Raw genomic sequence first — 19,599 nt, forward strand, 5'->3', positions numbered from 1 at the left:
AATGAAAACAGACCATCTCCTCATAATGCGCTTCTCGGCAATGGGCGACGTTGCCATGCTTGTGCCCGTGGTCAGCTCGCTTGCAAAGCAATATCCCGACCTACGTATCACAGTTCTCAGCCGCCCGTTTGCCCGCCCTTTCTTCGATGAGCTTGCACCTAATGTAGGGTTTATGGAAGCCGACTTGAAGGGCGAATATCACGGAGTGTCTGGACTAAACGCTCTATACCGCCGTTTGGTGGCAAAGAACTTTACAGCCATTGCCGATATGCACAACATCTTGCGCTCGTCATACCTGCGCATGAGGTTTAATTTGGCACGCTATCGTGTAGAACACATCAACAAACATCGTCGCGAGCGCCGTCAGCTAATATCCGCAAAGGATAAGATTCTACAGCAATTGCCAACATCGTTTGAAAATTATGCCGACGTGTTGGCACGTTTGGGCTATCCCATTACACTCGACTTCGAATCTATGTTTCCTCCAACCGGCGCCAATTTACGCCCTGTTATCGACAGCATAGGCGAGAAGAAGATGTTTCAGCAATGGATAGGCATAGCCCCGTTTGCTGCCCATAAGGGCAAGATATATCCGGTTGAAAAGATGGAGATGGTTATTGCCGAGATTATACGTCGCCATCCATCGTGCCGTATAATGTTGTTTGGTGGAGGCCAGAACGAGATGGAAGTGCTCAACGATTGGTGCAACCGCTATAAAAACTGTCTTAATGTGTCGGCTCTGCTCGGCTCTCTGCAGCAAGAGATGATTGTGATGAGCCAGCTCGACACTATGGTGTCGATGGACAGCGCTAATATGCATCTTGCGTCTATATGCGGTACCCGCGTGGTTAGTATATGGGGTGCAACCCATCCTTATGCCGGATTCATGGGATGGAATCAGTCTACTGACGATGCCGTACAAATAGACCTTCCTTGCCGACCATGCTCTATCTATGGCAACCGTCCATGTATGCGTGGCGACTATGCTTGCCTCAACAATATCGACCCTATAACTATTGCCGATAGAGTGGAAGTGGCTTTAAAGCATTAAATATTTATTCTTAGTAACGGTTCAGAATTATCATTACATATATAGGAGGGTATGGCATCCCTGCCATACCCACTCTGCCATAATTGTCTTGGCTATTTAGTGGGTATTGCAGGGATGCCATACCCTCCTACATATTGCCGCTCATACATAAGGATAATTATTAATACCTACTTAATCATATTATGTCTTTTTGTAAATATGGTTGACTCCCTAAAATGTAAGTGAAATGAAAAAATCATTAGAAGAGACATTAAAGGAAGTTGAATTAAGCAAGGAGATTTATCGTCTTTATGCTTTAGAACACCTTACAATGATTGAAATTTCTGAAAACGTTGGTATTGCTCCTAGCAGCGTTCACCGTAAAATTCGTACTTTTGAAGCCGAAAACTCAGAATTGGCAGAAAAAATGAGTAAAAAAGGTAAAGAAATCATTCCTGAGGACTATAAGCAACTGCTTCAGGAAATAGCAGAGCTGAAGAAGCAAGTAAAATCGGAGCGCCTTCGTGCAGACTTCTATGAAGAAATGGTAGCCTTTGGCAAGGAAGTCTATGGTATTGACTTAAAAAAAGCTGGCACCAAGTAGCAAACAGGCTTCACACACGAGATGGCAAACTCTATCCAGTCATCTCGATGTGTCGGTTACTTGGTGTAACCAAGCAAGCCTATTACAAACATGGTGACAGTTCCATGTTAAAGGTTGCGCAAGAGGCGTTCGTTGTAGAGTTCATCAAAGGCGTTCGCAAGAAAGACCCAGGTATTGGCGGCAATAAGCTTTGGTTCATGTACCAAAGGCAATTTGGCGTATCCAGAAGTGTTGGCTACAACCGCTTTTATGACATTGTCGAGAAATACAACCTTAAGGTACGAAAGGTAAAACGTAGGGTGAAGACAACAGACTCCGCCCATGACCTTCCATTGTATCCTAATATTGTTAAGGATTTGCTTCCCAGCCGTCCATGCCAACTGATTGTCAGTGACATAACGTATATACCATATTATCTCGACCCCGAGAGCGGTGAGTACAAGTTCTGTTATCTTGCCCTCATTACGGACTATTATACAAAGGAGATAGTCGGGTATAGTGTCGCTCCAACGCTAGAGTCTATTCATGCCATAGAAGCCCTTAAGATGGCTTTGGATTACTACAAAGGAAATGACCTTAGCCAACTGATTCATCATTCTGACCGTGGGGTTCAGTATGCAAGTTACCAATATACTGGTTTGCTCAAGCAATACAACATACAAATCAGCATGACGGAAACAGGCAATCCCAAGGACAATGCCGTTGCAGAAAGAGTCAACAATACTATCAAGAACGAGCTTTTGAAAGGCATGTCGTTTACTTCTATATCAGAGGTCTTGGTGGCAGTAAAGGCTGCCATCCGCTTCTATAACGAAGAACGTCCACATTTGAGTCTTGACGGCTTGACCCCTCGTGAGGCTGCAAAGAAAAGAGGCGAGATTGATAAAAGATGGATAAGTTACAGAGAAAAAGCGATAAAAGCTAAGGTTGCTTAGAATCTTTTTGTATCTTTGCACCACCAAGGAACTACGTGATGGTTTAAGCCACCAACGTAAAAAGTTTGAGTTGGGCATCGAGCCCAACCCAAACTTACCAAGGAAGCTACGCTCAGGATTATCCCCCAACATGTTTCTTTGCGGAGATATGAAGGGTAATTTTATTTGTGACTATAGGCATAAGTAGTCAACTATAAGTATGACTAAAATTAAATAAGTCAACGTGAATTATAAATAAGTAATAACTGAGTCAACTTGTATTATCAATAATACTTAGAGTGGTCAACTAAAATCGTTAAACCACAATNGTAGTCAACTATAAGTATGACTAAAATTAAATAAGTCAACGTGAATTATAAATAAGTAATAACTGAGTCAACTTGTATTATCAATAATACTTAGAGTGGTCAACTAAAATCGTTAAACCACATTATTCTTTACGGTTAATCATATTAAATCTCTGTTCCGTGACACGGAATGGCCATTCGGTGACACGGAACGGACGTTCGGCGACACGGAACAGAGATTTTAATTGTATTTACAACTAATCTAATACATTATTGTATTTAAAGAAACACTACTGCATTTAAAGAATTACACTACTGCAATAAAAGAACTACACTACCATATTAAAAAGAAACCCACAGTTGCATCAAAAAACACACTACTGTATTTAAAAGAAACACCAAATATTCGCTTGAGTGTATGATTTTCATACACTTTTCGGCCAATCTCTCCCCTACTCCTCATTTTCTTCTTTCTTTTCTACCTCTCGCCATCTATTCTCCCTAAATTTGCAATGTCAAAACAAAAGAACAATAAGATGAAGCGAATGATTATAGCCATATCAGCCTTTGCGCTTGGCATACAACTGTATGCTGCCGAACCTTGGACCGTAGACAGTTGCATGCAATATGCAGCCAGCCACAGCCATACGGTCAAGCAACAGCAGTATGCGCTCGACAACAGTCGTGTTGCAAAGACTCAAGCCATTGGCGCTTTCTTGCCAAGCGTATATGGCTCGGTGTCGGGTCAGATGAACTTTGGACGTGCCATCGACCCTGAGACCAATACCTATACCGATGTAAGTACATTGTACAATGGTTACGGTCTGCAAGCATCGCTCAATATATTCGACGGACTGCAAAGCTATAACGAGCTGCGTATGGTTAAGGCCAATGTGGCTATGGGACGAAGCGCCGTACAAGCAGAAAAGGACGATGTGGCCCTTAAGGTTTACAAGGCATATATGGACCTTGTATATTGCCAGGGAGCCGTAGAGCAGACTCTTAAGAAGCGCGACGAGAGCCAGGCTTTGCTCCACCAAACCGAGGTTATGGCCGAAGTTGGACAGAAGAGTGATGCCGATGTGGCACAAATGCGAGCCACGCTTGCTGCCGATGAATACGAGCTGACACACATGCAGAGCCAAACTACCAAGGCCATGCTTGCCCTTAAACAGCTGATGAACTATCCTGCCGACTCTGCGTTGACCATACTTCAACCCACGTTCGAACAAGAGCTGCAGCCTATAGACACCCCATTGCAAATAGCAGCATACGCAGCTACAAGCAACCCCCGAATTCTTAAAGCACAACAAGGAGTAGAAGCTGCACGCTACAGTCTGCGTGCCGCACGTGGTGCTTTACTTCCATCACTATCTCTCTCAGGTGGCGTGTCCACCTCTTTCTATAGAAACATGGACAAAGGAGGACACGCCTCCTTCTCCCAACAGTTCAAGAACAATGCAGGCGAATACATCGGACTGTCGCTATCGATACCTATATTCAACCGTCTCGCCACATCGTCAACCATCCGACGCCGTAAGATTGCTCTCGACCAAGCTCGCGAGAATCTTGAATACGAACAGTCGGAACTGCAACGCATCATTATAGAGGCGGCATCGGATGTGGAGAACAGCACAAAGGAGGTAACTAAGATGCAGGAGCAAGTAGAGGCCGACAGCCTTGCGGCCTATCTCACCACACGCAAGTACGAGGAAGGACTTGCCTCGTCGATAGACGTTAAGACAGCTGCCGTTACATTGTTGCAAAGCAGGGTAAAACTGCTGCAAAGCCAACTGACAATGGCGTACAACAAGAAACTTTTAGCATATTATAAAGGAGAAAAATTATGGAAAACCTTATGAGAAAACTAATTACCCTATCATTCGCTATACTATTGTCTGTGGCATGTATGGGTCAGGAAAAGCTGACTCTCAAGAGTCGCGTGGTAGACTCAAAAACCCGCAACGACGTGCCAGGTGTAACCGTGCAGCTACTTTCATCGGACAGTACGGTTATAGAATCATTCGTGGCAAACAACCATTGGACCCGTGACGACCAGGAAGGCTATTCATCTATATTCCGGTTTGATGTGCCAAGACATAAGGCCAACTATATCATACGTGCCAGTTTTTTGGGCTACAAGACGTCGTATGTCAACATATCCATTGGCGAGCTTAAGAAGAGAGAGTACCTGCGTGAGCTACCACCAATAGTGTTGCGCCCTGACTCGAAGATGCTTCAAGAGGTAAGCGTGGTAGGCAGCAAGGTAAAGTTTTATCATAAGGGAGATACTGTGGTATATAATGCCGATGCCTTTGTGTTGGCAGAAGGCAGTATGCTTGACGCTTTGGTTAGACAGATGCCTGGTGTGGAGATAAAGAAAGACGGACGAATATATCACAACGGACAGTTTGTCGAGAATCTGTTGCTCAACGGCAAGGATTTCTTCAGAGGCAATCAAGAGGTTATGCTTGAGAATCTTCCCTCATATACCGTCAAGCAAGTAAAGATATACAACAAGTATGGCAAGAACAGCGAGTTTCTTGGACAGAAACGCCAGGACGACAAGACGTATGTTATGGATGTAAATCTAAAGAAAGACTATTCCATCGGCTTGTTGGCAAACATGGAGGGCGGAGCAGGCACAAACGACCGTTATCTTGGTCGCCTATTTGCCATGCGCTATACCGACCATTCGCGCATTACCTTCTATGGAAACATTAACAATCTTAACGATAACAGAAAACCGGGTCGCGACTCAGACTGGAATCCCGTTGACATGCCGAAAGGTGATAATAAGGAGAAGTTGGGCGGATTTGACTATGCTGTAAGCGATAGAAACCAAAAGTTTGATATCAATGGCAATGTGCAGGTGAGCCATTCCAATCAGAACCTCATTACCAATACCGACCGTGTGAACTTTCTGCAAAAGGGAAACACATTCGATTATGAGCGCCAGAGAGAAACATTGAAGAACTTTAATCTGACAACCAACAACCAGCTATACCTCGTGTTCAACAAGGCAAACCTGCTGCTACAGCCATCGTTCCAATACGACAAGTTCGACAATTACAGCAATTATATTTCGGGCACATTCTCCTCTATGCAATATGGTGTAAGCCGTGAATTGCTCGACAATATCTATGCTGTAGGTTCGGAGCAGATTATCCGTCAATCTTTGATTAACAGATATAAGAAAGAGAGATTGGGCAAAGGCTATCAGCTCAAGGGAAGCCTTAGTGCCGTAAGCACAATAAAGCTCAAGGGGTCGGACGATTACATCAACCTTACCGGACAAATATCTTACGACAAGCGCAAGGAGGACTTGTTCAACAAGTATGCCATAAACTATGGTGACGAGCAACAGATGCAGACCTACGACAATCAGTACTTCAAGAACCATCCCGACCGCAACTGGTTATATCAAATAGGCGCAGCCTACAACTTTCGCTTAAGTCATGCAGTAGAGTTGTCTATGTACTATGGTTATAGTCATCGCGACAAGAAGCGTCATTCCTCGCTTTATCTATTAGACCAGTTAGATGAAGAGGAGGAGAGCTCCTCTACCATAGGATGGTTGCCGTCTGTAGCTGAATATGAACGCACAAAGGATAGAAGCAACAGTTATGTAAGCCAATATACAGAGGATGCGCATAGTATTATTCCATCCATAACATGGGATAAGGATACAGAGCATGGCAATTGGAGCGCGCAGGCCAAGTTGGGAATTATACCTACCCGACAGAAGCTTGCCTATCAGAGAGGAGAGACTGATACAACCATAGTAAGAAACACGGTACTTCTTACCTTGCCCTTTACCAGACTGAGCTACTGGGTAAAAGATCATACAAAGGGTTTCCAATTACTTTTCAAGGCAACTCCAAAGCTACCCGACCTACTGAATATGGTGAATATTAAGGATGCTACAGACCCTATGAATGTGAAGGAGGGCAACAATGGCTTGAAGAACGAGATGGCTTATGACGTCAACCTTATCTTCAACTCCATAAATATAGCCAAGCAGCGAAGCCAGAGTCTTCGTTTGGGTTACACCTATCGTGCTAATGCCTTGGCTATGGGATACAGTTACGATGCCAATACGGGTGTAAGGCGATATAGGGCAGACAATGTCAACGGCAATTGGAATGCATATGTAGCCTATAATTACGAGCAACCGCTTGACAAGATGAAGCGACTTACATTTGGCACATGGACACGTATGGAATACGCAAACAGCGTAGATTTGATAGGCAAGTCGGAAGGCTCGAATTATCAAGCTATTCGCAGTTCGGTGCAGACAATGTTGCTTGACCAAACCTTGAAGTTGAATTATAAGATAGGCAGCTCTTCAACAATGGGCATAAAAGTGTCGGCAGCCTGGAGAAACATAAACGGCAAGACAATGGACTTCGACCATATCAATGCTGTTGACTTCAACTATGGCGCTACTGCCTCATTCAATCTGCCTTGGCATATTCAGGTGGGTACAGACATTACCATGTACTCTCGCCGTGGCTACGAGGGAAGTAGTATGAATACAAATGATTTGCTTTGGAATGCCCGCATTTCATATACCATGCTCAAGGGAAAGCTTACATGGATGCTTGATGGCTTTGACATCCTGGGCAATATGAACAACATAACCCGCATGGTAAATGCCCAGGGCAGAACCGAGACATTTGTCAACGCCCTGCCACGCTATGCTATATTGCATGTGGCGTACCATTTCAACATGAAACCAAAGAAGCATTAATTTGAGATTATCTCAGAATAAATAAACATTATGGACCGACCAATAGAAAAGAAATCATTCCCGCGCCGCTACATCGGGTACATAGCTGCGGCTGTAGCTGTTGTGGCATTGCTTGTATGGATAGTATTTGGAAGTACAACAAGCACAATGACTATCGACAGCAACGATGTTACGGTTAGTGATGTAACACGTGGCAAGTTCGACGATTATGTAAGGCTTAACGGACAGGTTGTACCTATTCAGGTGGTGCAGATATCGCCTGAGGAAGGTGGTATAGTAAGAGAGAAAGTTGTTGAGGAAGGTACACGCGTGAAGAAAGGCGACGTGATACTGCGACTGAGCAACAGCAATCTCGACTTGCAGATTCTGAACGCCGAGGCTGAACTTGCCGAGAAACAGAACCTGCTACGCAACACACAAGTAACTATGCAACAAGACCGGCTGAACAACCGTACAGAACAAGCCACACTTGATATGGACTGCGACCGCAAGTTGCGTGCCTATCAGCAGAACTCGCGTTTGTACAAGGAGAAACTTATAAGCAAGGAGGTGTTTATGCAAAGCAAAGAAGACTACAATCTTGCATTGCGCAAGCAACGTCTTATAGGTCAACGACTGAAGCAAGACAGCCTATATCGCCATGTACAAATGGCTCAGATGGAGGACAACCTCGATAATATGCGCAAGAATGTACTGCTTGTGCGCGAGCGCAAAAATAAGCTTGAGGTGCGGTCGGCTATAGACGGCGAGCTTGGATTGCTTGATGTTGAACTGGGACAGAATATTCAGGCAGGACAGAATATTGGTCAGATTAACGACCTATCCGACTTTAAGATTGAGGCAAAGATAGATGAGCATTACATAGACCGTGTGCGTCCGGGACTGATAGCCACTATAAACAGAGACGGCAAAGAGTATCAGTTGCGTGTGCGCAAGGTATATCCAGAGGTGCGAGACGGATCATTCCGTACCGACTTTGTGTTTGTAAGCGCGCGTCCTGCACAAATGCGCAGCGGACAGACATATTATATTGAGCTGGCTCTCGGCAAATCGTCGCAAGCCACACTTATTCCACGTGGAACATTCTTCCAGACCACTGGTGGCAACTGGATATTCGTGCTCGACCGCTCGGGCAAAAAGGCTTATCGCCGAAACATAAGCATTGCACGACAGAATCCACAATACTATGAGGTGACAGAAGGTTTGGAACCAGGCGAACGTGTAATAACGAGTGGATACGAGGCATTTAAAGATAATGAAGTATTGATATTAAAATAACACAATTATGATAAAGACAGAAAACCTTACCAAAATCTTCCGCACAGAGGAAGTAGAGACCGTTGCACTAAACGGTGTTAGCATAAACGTAGAAGACGGCGAATTTGTGGCAATAATGGGACCAAGTGGTTGCGGAAAGTCAACTCTCCTTAACATCCTTGGTCTGCTCGACAATCCCAACAGCGGCGAGTATTGGCTCGACAACGAGCCTGTAGGCAAGCTTAAGGAAAAGGAACGCACCAAGTATCGTCGTGGTAGCATAGGCTTTGTATTCCAGAGTTTCAACCTTATAGACGAGCTTACAGTTGAGGAGAATGTAGACCTGCAGTTGCGCTACCTCGGTGTTCCAGCCAAAGAACGTCGCGAACATGTAACCGAGATATTAAGAAAGGTAGGACTTAGCCAACGTGCTAAGCACTATCCACAGCAGCTATCAGGCGGACAGCAACAGCGTGTGGCTATAGCACGTGCCGTGGTAGGAAAGCCTAAGCTGATACTTGCCGACGAGCCTACTGGTAATCTTGACTCTAAGAGCGGACTTGCCGTAATGGAACTGCTATCCCAACTAAATGCCGAGGGAACAACAATCGTTATGGTTACCCACTCACAGCACGACGCTATGATGGCGAATAGAATTATCAATCTGTTTGACGGACAGGTTGTAGACAACAACGAGAGAATCATTTAAGTTGAGAGTTGAGAATTGAGAATTGAGAGTTGAAAGTTGAGAATTGAGAATTATGAATAGCATAGAGAATCGTATAAATAATCCCCACAATACAAATCATAACTCTCAACTTTCAACTCTCAACTCTCAACTATAACAAAACTCTCAACCAGAACATACCTCTCAGATAAAAACAAAACAATACGAACAATATGAAAAGTTTATTATACTTATTCCGTCGCTACCGCGTCGCCACCCTGCTCAATCTCCTGGGCCTGGGTGTAGCCGTAGCTACGTTCTATCTCTTTATGACGCAGGTGATATACAACCGCACCTACAACCACAACATACACAATTACGAGCACATGTATCGTCTGGAGATATATGGCAACTTTGGCGATGTATGGGGAGCTAATGTATGTCGCCCGTTTGTTACAATGCTGAAGGATATACCGCAGATTAAGAACGTTACCTATATCAGTCCGTATGTACACGATTCGGACGTCAAGGTGGGCAACCGCACCATAACTGTTCCTTCGATAACTATGGGCAAACCTGGCATAGAATTCTTTACTGGCAAGCTGCTGTCAGGTTCAAGCAAAACATGTGGAGAAGGATATAATGTTATTGTAAGCCGAAGCACAGCCGAGAAGATGTTCGGCACGGCGAACGCAGCAGGCAAGACGTTTGAGGGTGAAAATGGCGATGGAAGCAAAGCTACCGTTACCGTGGTAGGTGTGAGCGAGGATATGCCCGACAACTGCACCCTGCCAAACGGCGTGTATCTATGCGAGAACGAGAGTGTGATGAATGAGTGGAGCGAATGGAGCTTTAATGTCTATATGCTACTCGACCAAGGTGCCAACCCCAAGAAGGTGGAGCGTGCCATAAAACTCGCCTTTATGAAAGCCAACGGTGTAAGCGAGAAAGACGAGAAGAAGTTTGACAAGGAGGTCAACATGAAATTCCGTATCAATCCAGTTAACGATATCTACTTCTCAGGCATCAGCTTTAAGGATAAGGGCAACCACGGTTTGGTGGATGTATTGACCGTAGCTTCTATATTTGTGCTGTTTATTGCCATGCTCAACCTACTGAACTTCTCGCTGTCAGAAATACCTATACGTATGCGAGGCATCAACACACGCCGCGTTATGGGAGCTTCGGTGGGCAGCTTAAGAATAAAGATGATAATGGAGAACGTGCTCTTCGCCTTTGTAGGATTGGTTATAGGCATACTCCTTATTGTTGCCTTCCAGCGCAGCGAGACTTGCATGAAGCTTGTATCGGGCGACATAAACTTCTCTACACATGGGGTTCTTATGGCTGTAATGGCTATATCGGCACTCGTTGTAGGTGCGTTGTCGGCTGTTGTGCCTGCATTCTATAGCACATCATTTACTCCAGCAATGGTGCTTAAGGGCTCTTTCGGACTCTCGCCACGTGGCAGACGTCTGCGTATGGCTATAATGGCGATACAGTTTTGCTTGGCTTTCGCATTGGCTATATATATAGGTGTGATGTCGAACCAGTCGAGCTACATATTCAATAGCGACTATGGTTTCAACAAGAACGAGGTGTTCTACACATGGTTGTCGGATGAGGCACAGACCAAGAAGGACGCTGTGCGTGCCGAACTAAAGAAGTTGCCATTTGTAGAGAGTGTAGGTTTCGCACAAAATGCTATCGGATCAAGCGACAACTATATGGGTTGGGGACGTGGAGATGGCGAGCATCGCGTTTCGCTTCAGGTATTGCCGTGCGACTATGAATATCTGCGCACAATGCAACTTAAGATTGTTGAGGGACGCGACTTCAAAGAGTCGGACATGAAGACAGGTGCATACGTACTAAACAAGGCAGCTATGGCGCAATACAAATGGCTTGTTGTGGGCGACTCAATAGGACGTCAGACCGATTGGGACGGCCAGTCTAACTACAACATAGTGGGTGTTTGCGAAAACTTCAAGCTTAAGTCGATGCGCAACGACAACAGCAATGTGGCTGTGGCATTCATTATCTTCGGTCCGAGCATGGCAGATTGGGGCGACCGTTGTGTTCAGGTGTTTGTACGAGTAGCCAAGAATCAAGACAAGCTTGAAGCAAAACGTCGCATAGCCGAAGTGCTGAACAAGATGGACGAATCGCAGAAGTATGAGATGAAATTCCTTGACGACGACTTGCAACAAACCTATGTTGACGAGTTCCGCTTTATATCTCAGGTTAAGTTGTTTGCAATTATCTGCATCATAATAACTATAATAGGTGTATTCTCGCTTACGATGTTCGAGACCGAGTATCGCCGCAAGGAGATAGCTATACGCAAGGTTATGGGCTCTTCGGTAGGCGCTGTAGTAAGGTTGTTTGCCATGCGCTACGCCGTGCCTCTTATAGTGGCCTTTGTTGTGGCAGCGCCTATAGGATGGTGGCTAAGCAAGCAATGGCTGCAAAGCTTTGCCGAACACACGCCAATACATTGGTGGCTCTTCCCAATATCATTCGTATTGGTGTCGGCGGTGGTTATTGCTACTGTTATGGTGCAATCGTGGAGAGTGGCTACAGCCAATCCGGTGGAGAGCATCAAGACAGAATAAGAATAAGGTGATATAGACCCCGATATCATATGAACATAAAAACACACACGACAATTGCATGGAATGTTCTATGCAATTGTCGTGTGTTTTTTATTGGTGTAATGTACTTATATTACTGCACAAGGTAACGCGCAAGCTTTTCTACAGCACGTGCCCTATGCGATATACCGTTCTTGATATCCATGCCAAGTTGTGCAAACGACTCATTGTATCCCTCAGGCACAAAGATTGGGTCGTAGCCAAAACCCTCGGTTCCTTGCTTCTCCTTGGCTATTGTACCCTTTACTATGCCTTCGAACAGAGTATAGTCGGCAACATCCTCTTTGCGTGCAAGGCAAATAACTGTGCGGAACTGCGCACGACGGTCGTCCTTATCGGCAAGGCAACGCAGAAGTTTCTGCATATTAGCCTCCGAGTCGTGGTCGGTACCCTCGGCATAACGAGCCGAATGTACACCAGGCTCACCTCCAAGCGACGGTACCTCAAGACCCGTATCATCGGCAAAACAGTCGTAGCCAAAGTTGTCTACAATATATCTTGCCTTCTGTATGGCATTACCCTCAAGTGTGTTGGCTGTTTCGGGTATATCGGCATAGCAGCCAATGTCGTTGAGCGACAATATCTCGAAGCGAGAACCAAGAATAGAGCGTATCTCGTCGAGCTTATGCTTGTTGTTGGTTGCGAATACTATCTTCATTGTTTTCTATTTTTTCCTTTTCCATTTCCTTCTTAACCTTCACCTTTATCTGGTCGAATCCCTCGCCATATACACCTATGACACTACTCTGGCTTACAAAGGCACGTGGGTCAATCATCTTGATTAGTCGGAATATAAGTACCGACTCGCGTTTCTTGGCAAGAAGGCATATAACCTTCATCTCCTTGCCTGTATACCAGCCGTGGCCATCAAGTATGGTTAGAGTGTGGTCGGTCTTCTCGGTTATAGCCTTGGCTATCTTCTGGTATTCCTTCGAGAAAATCATAAACTGCACCGATTGTCGTTGCCAGTTCATGACATAGTCGAGCATGGTACACTCAATAACCATGGTACACAAACCGAATACAACCATCTGACAACGCTGCGGGAACAAACCAAAGGAGTCGATAAATAGACAGCTGCCTATGATAATAAGGTCTACCATGATAAGACCCTTGCCGAGCGATACATTATAGTATTTGTTAACCACAGCAGCTATAATGTCGGTACCACCCGTACTGCCATTGTTAAGGAAGACTATTGCCAACGCGGTGCCAGTGAGCATACATCCAATGATGAGCGACATAAAGTCGTTGCCCTCGCCCATAAGCTTATAGAAGGTACCGTCGGGCATCTCCACTATTTTCTGTGCGAATTCAAGCATTACGGTTATTACCAACGTGGCATAAATGGTCTTGGCAAGGAATCTGATTCCGAGTTCCTTTAGTGCCGCCACAATAAGCAAGGCATTGATGATAAAGAATGTCCACTGGACGGGAAATCCTGTGGCATAGAAAACGATGGCTCCGATACCAGCAATACCTCCAGTTACGATTTCATAAGGTAGTAGGAAAACGGTGAATCCGAAAGTATACAACATAAGACCAAGTGTTATGTTAAAATAGTCCTTCGTTTCTTGCCAAATAATGTTGCGATCAATTGTCATAGGATTTTACAGTTATGCTTTATTTTTTATTGAACTTCGCAAGTTAAGAAGTAATAATTCTTTACTTCTCAACTTGCGAAGTAGAGTATATATCTAATGCCGATAGTATTACTTCACTACGACATTCACAATCTTCTTAGGCACTACAATTACCTTAACCACCTTCTTGTCGCCAATATACTTGGCACTCTGCTCGTTGGCAAGCACAGCCTGCTGTATAGCATCGTTGGTGGCATCGGTAGGGAACTTCATCTGGAAGCGTGCCTTACCATTGAATGATATAGTGAGCTGTACCTCGCTCTCTACAAGATACTCGGCTTTGAACTCAGGCCATTTAGCATCGCATACAGTAGACTCATTGCCAAGTGCGTGCCACAATTCTTCTGCAATGTGCGGAGCAAATGGAGCGATGAGCACTACAAGCTGCTGGAGTACCTGCTTATTGCGACACTTCTGCTGTGCAAGTTCGCCTACTGCAATCATGAAAGCAGAGATAGAAGTGTTGTAAGAGAACTTCTCGATGTCCTCGGTCACCTTCTTGATGAGCTTATGCAATGTCTTCATGCTGTCGGCTGTAGCCTCAGCATCAGCCGAAGGCAAGAACTCGTCGGTACGATTGTCGTAGTAGAGGTTCCAGAACTTCTTAAGGAAGCGGAAGCATCCGTCAATACCATTGGTATCCCAAGGCTTGCTTGCCTCAACTGGACCAAGGAACATCTCGTACAGACGCAGGGTGTCGGCACCATACTTCTCTACTATCATATCAGGGTTGACAACATTGAACATCGACTTAGACATCTTCTCTACTGCCCAACCACATATGTACTTGCCATCCTCAAGTATAAACTCTGCATTCTGATATTCAGGACGCCATGCCTTGAACGCATCTATATCGAGCACATCGGCAGACACAATGTTAACGTCTACGTGGATAGGAGTTACGTCGTAATCCTTCTTAAGTCCGGCGCTAACAAATACCGGAGCCTTAGAATGGTCGTCAGAGTTGATGCGGTATACAAAGTTAGAACGTCCCTGAATCATACCCTGGTTTACAAGCTTTTGGAATGGCTCTTCCTTACAGCTAACTCCGAGGTCGAATAGGAACTTGTTCCAGAAACGAGAGTAGATAAGGTGACCAGTTGCATGCTCGCATCCACCTACATAGAGATCTACGTTCTGCCAATATTCGTCGGCTTCCTTGCTAACAAGACATTCATCGTTGTGCGGATCCATATAGCGCAGGTAGTAGGCCGAAGAGCCCGCGAAACCTGGCATAGTGTTAAGCTCGAGAGGGAACACGGTTTTGTTGTCTACAAGAGCCTTGTCTACAACCTGCTTCTTTTCTACATCCCATGCCCACATCTTAGCACGTCCCAATGGAGGTTCGCCGCTTTCGGTAGGCTTGTAGGTTTCAATCTCAGGCAGTTCGAGTGGCAAGCACTCTTCGGGAACCATCTGAGGCATACCGTCTTTATAATATACTGGGAATGGCTCGCCCCAATAACGCTGACGCGAGAAGATGGCATCGCGCAAACGATAGTTAATCTTAACACGTCCAAGACCCTTCTCGGTAACAAACTTCTTGGTAGCTGCAATAGCCTCCTTTACGGTCAATCCGTTCAATGAGAAACCATCAAGAGTCTCCTTGCCTGCAACAGGCGAGTTCTGCACAATACCTTCCTTGGCATCGAAGCTCTCCTCTGACACATCTGCACCCTCAATAAGTGGTATGATAGGCAGGTTGAAGTGCTTGGCAAAGGCATAGTCGCGCGAATCGTGAGCCGGAACAGCCATGATTGCACCAGTGCCATATCCTGCAAGCACGTATTCTGAAATCCAGATAGGAATGTTCTCGCCAGTAAACGGATTAACGGCATAAGAGCCAGAGAACACGCCTGTTACAGAATGGTTTGCCATACGGTCGAGCTCGGTGCGCTTCTTCACGTAAGCAAGATATTCCTCTACCTCGGCCTTCTGCTCGGCAGTGGTAAGCTTCTCTACGAGTTCGCTCTCAGGAGCCAATACCATGAATGTTACACCAAAGATAGTGTCGGCACGTGTGGTAAAGATGGTAAAGTCAAAATCCTGACCAGCCACCTTAAACTGCATCTCGGTACCCTCAGAGCGTCCTATCCAGTTCTTTTGTGTTTCCTTTATAGAGTCGCTCCAGTTTATTGTCTCAAGTCCGTCGAGCAAACGCTGCGAGTAAGCCGATGTACGCAAGCACCACTGCTGCATCTTCTTCTGTACAACTGGATAGCCACCACGCTCGCTCACGCCATTAACAACCTCGTCGTTGGCAAGTACGGTACCAAGACCTGGACACCAGTTAACCATTGTCTCGCCAAGATAGGCAATACGATAGTTCATCAATGTCTTCTGCTTCTCCACGTCGCTCATTGCCTTCCACTCATCAGCAGTAAACTCCAAGTGCTCGCTTTCAGCCACATTAAGACCTTCTGTACCCTTCTGCTCGAAATGAGCCACAAGTTTCTCTATTGGTTGTGCCTTCTGGCAAGAGTTGCAGAAGAAAGACTGGAACATCTTTTGGAATGCCCACTGTGTCCAATGATAGTATTTAGGGTCGCATGTGCGCACCTCGCGGTCCCAATCAAAAGAGAATCCGATGTTGTCCAACTGCTGGCGATAGCGTGCTATATTGGCAACGGTAGTAACCTCTGGGTGCTGACCAGTCTGGATGGCATACTGTTCTGCAGGCAATCCATAGGCATCGTAGCCCATAGGATTGAGCACATTGTAGCCCTCAAGTCGCTTGAAGCGTGCATAGATATCAGATGCGATATATCCAAGTGGATGACCCACATGAAGACCAGCACCCGATGGATAGGGGAACATGTTGAGTACGTAGAACTTCTTTTTCTGCTCATCCTCAGTAATGTGATAGGTCTTGTCCTTCACCCACTGAGATTGCCATTTCTTCTCGATTTCTCTGAAATTGTATTCCATTGTATCTATTTTGTTATAATTTTCAGTTTTATGCAAAGTTACGACTTTTACTTTATAATGATGTGTAATAAAGCCGAAAAAAGTAAAAATTAAGGACTAATGTTACAGAAATAATTGCTAACTTCGCACTCTGTAACTGACATGGTGATGAAAAAACGCACGTTGATACATATATCTACTCCACAGACAACAAGTGCAGAGCACAAAACCAACGCCAAAGAGATGGAACGGTACAACAATGCGCTGCTTGACATTGTTGGAGAAGTGCTGAATAAAATACAGCGTTAATGTCTTGTTTGTATAATTAACCTCATTATACGAACAAGACATTAACGCTTATTAGACTACCCAAAATACTATGCTAATTAATAGTTTTACGTGTAGTTCCGTCCGAATATTTCACAATGTTTATGCCCTTTTCGGGTTTTGCAAGACGTCGTCCGTCAATGCTTAGTCGCATTATCTCGTGTCGTGGTCTATCTGTTATACCATTGATGCTTGTAGGACGCTGGCGTGGAGTTATTACGATAGGATTGTCGTCGTATCCTGGTATAAGGTGCAGGTTCTCCATGCTTAGAACCTCGGTAGATGTTTCGCCCGTCCAACCACAATGCTGCAATACACCAGTCTGTATGCGTATAAAGTCGGCATGAGACAGCTTTACGGGATTGCCATCATTGTCTACTGCCCAGTCAAGGTCGAATGTTGTATATACCTTATCCGAGTTTAGCGCTGCATCAACATATCCATACGAATCGACTGCATATCTGTAGCTAATCCAGTTTTGAGGATTATCCGCCTCACTGCCATCGCCACCATAATTGATAGCGTTATTGGGCAATCTACCTCCATAGAATGTTATCTCGTCCTTGTCCTCCCACATAGGCCAATAGGTCTGTGCATGGAACGTATTCTTCATAAGATATCCTGTTGTGTCTCGCTCTGTTCCGTCGGGTTCGTTCCACTTGGCATAAAAGCGAATGTATTGGTCGAAGGATGAATAAGGAATGTTATGTTCTCCCACCTCAGCAGTAGGCTTATGATAGGTTATGCTGAAGTTGTGTCGCTGTGTGGTATAATACTCCGAGCCTGCAAGTTCGTACCACTTGGCTGTCTCTGGCGACGATCCTACTCCTGCATAAACAATACCAGGCTCTATGCTTCCGCCTATTGTAGCATCACCATATACAGGATCGTTTATGGCATACATTGCATTGCCAAGAATGCGTAGGTCGGAACCCTTACCATTCTTTATAGGTTGGTCGAGAGCAAGGGTTATGTAGCCACCCGCGGCTCCAAGACTTATCAGATTGCCATCTTGCAGTTGTTGCTCACAAGCTTGCAATCGTTCTGCCTTAGACATTGTAGCGTCAATATCAGGTAATGTATTGGTGAATTGACCTGGAGCAGGACAGAACTCAAGCACTCTTATTACTTGCTGCGATTGGGCATTGGCAGATGTGAGGATGCACAAGAGGGCGGTGAACAAAAATGTTATAAGTTTCATTTCTCTTTTTCTTTATTTTGCAAATTTACTCAATATTGTTTGAATACCCAAGAAACGGGGGCTGCATTTTATTCCTTCTCTTTTCACTCTGCAATCGCCACAAATCCCGAAGGGTTAACTCCTCTCAGCAAGTATCTGCCAACCAGCATGCCATCACGTCCGAACTCGTATACATAGCCATTTGTGGCGTATGCTCGGGCATCGCTTGAATAGAGATGACCGGTATAGGGTGATATATATAGAGCATATGGCGACTGCATCTGAAGGATTGTTTCTTCGGCTTTGCTATACTCGGCAAGTCCATCTTCTACCTCCATCGAAGGCAACGATATGTTATGCATTGAATATGTATAAGTGCTGGTTAGATGCGAGAAGGCAGAGCCTATCATATAGAAGCGGTTATGATAGGCACAATTGTAAGTGGCAGGAAAATTGAACACACGGAACTCGTCGTTAGCCATATTCAGCACAATGCAACGTGGAGCTATAGTATACATATCGCCAGCAGAATTGATGCAAGCATACTGTCCGCTAACAGAAATCTTGCCATATAGATTTGGACATCCCGTATCTATGCGTCTAAGCTCGCGCATGGTCTGAGCATCTACCACACTTATTGTTCGCTCGTAGCCATGATCTTGCGTCTGGGTAGAGTAGCCACCCGTATTGGCAACATACAGTCTGCCATCATAATAGGCAATGCCTTCAGGCTCATAACCCACATGACATGTGTCTACCACCTGCTTTGTATTGATGTCTATCTTAGCCACATAACCCTTGTCGGCATACGATGTTACATACAGATAGCCTTTATGGTCGGTGGCAAGTCGTCGATTGTTAGGGATGTTCTCTGTTGCAGCAATAGCCGTACCGTCAGGATGTATATACTGTATAATGTTCGACCAATTGACAGATATTGCTATCAGCGTGTCATTAACCTGCAATATATCGTTACCGGTATCGCCAAGATGACGTCCTGGGTTCTGCTGCTGAAACCATCGGTTGGTCAATACTCCATGGTCGAGCAATGCAAGCGATGAGTTGTCCATACCCCATAGTCCTTCACATAGAATAATAATACGGTCGGAGTCGGCAGTAGGCTCGGATGGTGTTGGATATGAGGCAGGCTCAAGCGAGCACGCTGTTAGGAGCCATATAAGGCATATATATAATGTATTCTTGTATGACATTGTTGGGTAATGGGAGAAAAAATTAATTGTTACACGCCACTAAATTATAAATAAAAGTGGAATGTTGCAACGGTTTCTGTATTTTTTATGGTGTATTGCAGAATAACAATAGAAAGAAGAAAGGCAAACCACTAAAACAACAGC

The 19,599-nt window shown here is 45.0% G+C and carries 13 protein-coding genes and 1 pseudogene; 9 read left to right on the forward strand and 5 right to left on the reverse strand.

Going from position 1 to position 19,599, the window contains the following annotated elements:
- Nucleotide 1: 1 nt before the first annotated feature.
- From C9991_RS03190 to C9991_RS03225, 8 genes and pseudogenes are all read left to right on the forward strand, one after another.
- Nucleotides 2-1,051 carry a glycosyltransferase family 9 protein gene (locus tag C9991_RS03190; RefSeq protein WP_106811164.1) on the forward strand — a complete coding sequence of 350 codons (1,050 nt, stop codon included), beginning with the start codon at nt 2-4 and terminating at the stop codon, nt 1,049-1,051.
- A gap of 226 nt (nt 1,052-1,277) precedes the next feature.
- Nucleotides 1,278-1,634 carry a helix-turn-helix domain-containing protein gene (locus tag C9991_RS03195; protein WP_106810835.1) on the forward strand — a complete coding sequence of 119 codons (357 nt, stop codon included), beginning with the start codon at nt 1,278-1,280 and terminating at the stop codon, nt 1,632-1,634.
- Nucleotides 1,635-1,672: 38 nt separating this feature from the next.
- Nucleotides 1,673-2,569: pseudogene (locus tag C9991_RS03200) on the forward strand (IS3 family transposase); the annotation flags it as partial.
- Nucleotides 2,570-3,392: 823 nt separating this feature from the next.
- A complete protein-coding gene (locus C9991_RS03205; RefSeq protein ID WP_198643738.1) occupies nt 3,393-4,718 on the forward strand; it encodes a TolC family protein in 1,326 nt (441 codons plus the stop codon).
- Nucleotides 4,715-7,609 (forward strand): peptidase associated/transthyretin-like domain-containing protein, encoded by a 2,895-nt coding sequence (locus tag C9991_RS03210; RefSeq protein ID WP_157949343.1) that lies wholly within the window; start codon nt 4,715-4,717, stop codon nt 7,607-7,609. The genes C9991_RS03205 and C9991_RS03210 overlap by 4 nt, the downstream gene beginning before the upstream one ends.
- A 30-nt stretch (nt 7,610-7,639) precedes the next feature.
- Nucleotides 7,640-8,887, forward strand: coding sequence for an efflux RND transporter periplasmic adaptor subunit (locus C9991_RS03215; RefSeq protein WP_106811168.1), 1,248 nt, complete (start codon nt 7,640-7,642; stop codon nt 8,885-8,887).
- Between the two features lie 7 nt (nt 8,888-8,894).
- The gene (locus C9991_RS03220; RefSeq protein ID WP_106811169.1) at nt 8,895-9,575 is read left to right on the forward strand and encodes an ABC transporter ATP-binding protein; all 681 of its coding nucleotides are present in this window, start codon (nt 8,895-8,897) and stop codon (nt 9,573-9,575) included.
- A gap of 191 nt (nt 9,576-9,766) precedes the next feature.
- Nucleotides 9,767-12,148 carry an ABC transporter permease gene (locus C9991_RS03225; protein WP_106811170.1) on the forward strand — a complete coding sequence of 794 codons (2,382 nt, stop codon included), beginning with the start codon at nt 9,767-9,769 and terminating at the stop codon, nt 12,146-12,148.
- Between the two features lie 112 nt (nt 12,149-12,260).
- On the opposite strand, the gene C9991_RS03230 is transcribed toward C9991_RS03225, so the two are convergent.
- From C9991_RS03230 to leuS, 3 genes are all read right to left on the reverse strand, one after another.
- Nucleotides 12,261-12,845, reverse strand: a complete 585-nt coding sequence (locus C9991_RS03230; RefSeq protein WP_106811171.1) for a non-canonical purine NTP diphosphatase — start codon at nt 12,843-12,845, stop codon at nt 12,261-12,263.
- Nucleotides 12,811-13,791 carry a YitT family protein gene (locus C9991_RS03235; protein ID WP_106811172.1) on the reverse strand — a complete coding sequence of 327 codons (981 nt, stop codon included), beginning with the start codon at nt 13,789-13,791 and terminating at the stop codon, nt 12,811-12,813. The genes C9991_RS03230 and C9991_RS03235 overlap by 35 nt, the downstream gene beginning before the upstream one ends.
- A gap of 108 nt (nt 13,792-13,899) precedes the next feature.
- Nucleotides 13,900-16,758, reverse strand: coding sequence for a leucine--tRNA ligase (leuS, locus tag C9991_RS03240; protein ID WP_106811173.1), 2,859 nt, complete (start codon nt 16,756-16,758; stop codon nt 13,900-13,902).
- Between the two features lie 147 nt (nt 16,759-16,905).
- Between leuS and C9991_RS16600 the strand changes: the two genes are divergently transcribed.
- Entirely contained in the window at nt 16,906-17,046 is a 141-nt protein-coding gene (locus C9991_RS16600; RefSeq protein ID WP_157949344.1) for a hypothetical protein, read from the forward strand.
- Between the two features lie 73 nt (nt 17,047-17,119).
- Here C9991_RS16600 and C9991_RS03245 read toward each other — a convergent pair whose 3' ends face one another.
- A complete protein-coding gene (locus tag C9991_RS03245; protein WP_106811174.1) occupies nt 17,120-18,265 on the reverse strand; it encodes a PKD domain-containing protein in 1,146 nt (381 codons plus the stop codon).
- 83 nt (nt 18,266-18,348) lie between these two features.
- On the reverse strand, nt 18,349-19,455 hold the full coding sequence (locus C9991_RS03250) for a YncE family protein (protein ID WP_106811175.1): 1,107 nt from the start codon (nt 19,453-19,455) through the stop codon (nt 18,349-18,351).
- Nucleotides 19,456-19,599: the final 144 nt, after the last annotated feature.

Source organism: Prevotella merdae, assembly GCF_900290275.1.
In the GTDB taxonomy this organism is placed as follows: Bacteria; Bacteroidota; Bacteroidia; order Bacteroidales; family Bacteroidaceae; genus Prevotella; species Prevotella merdae.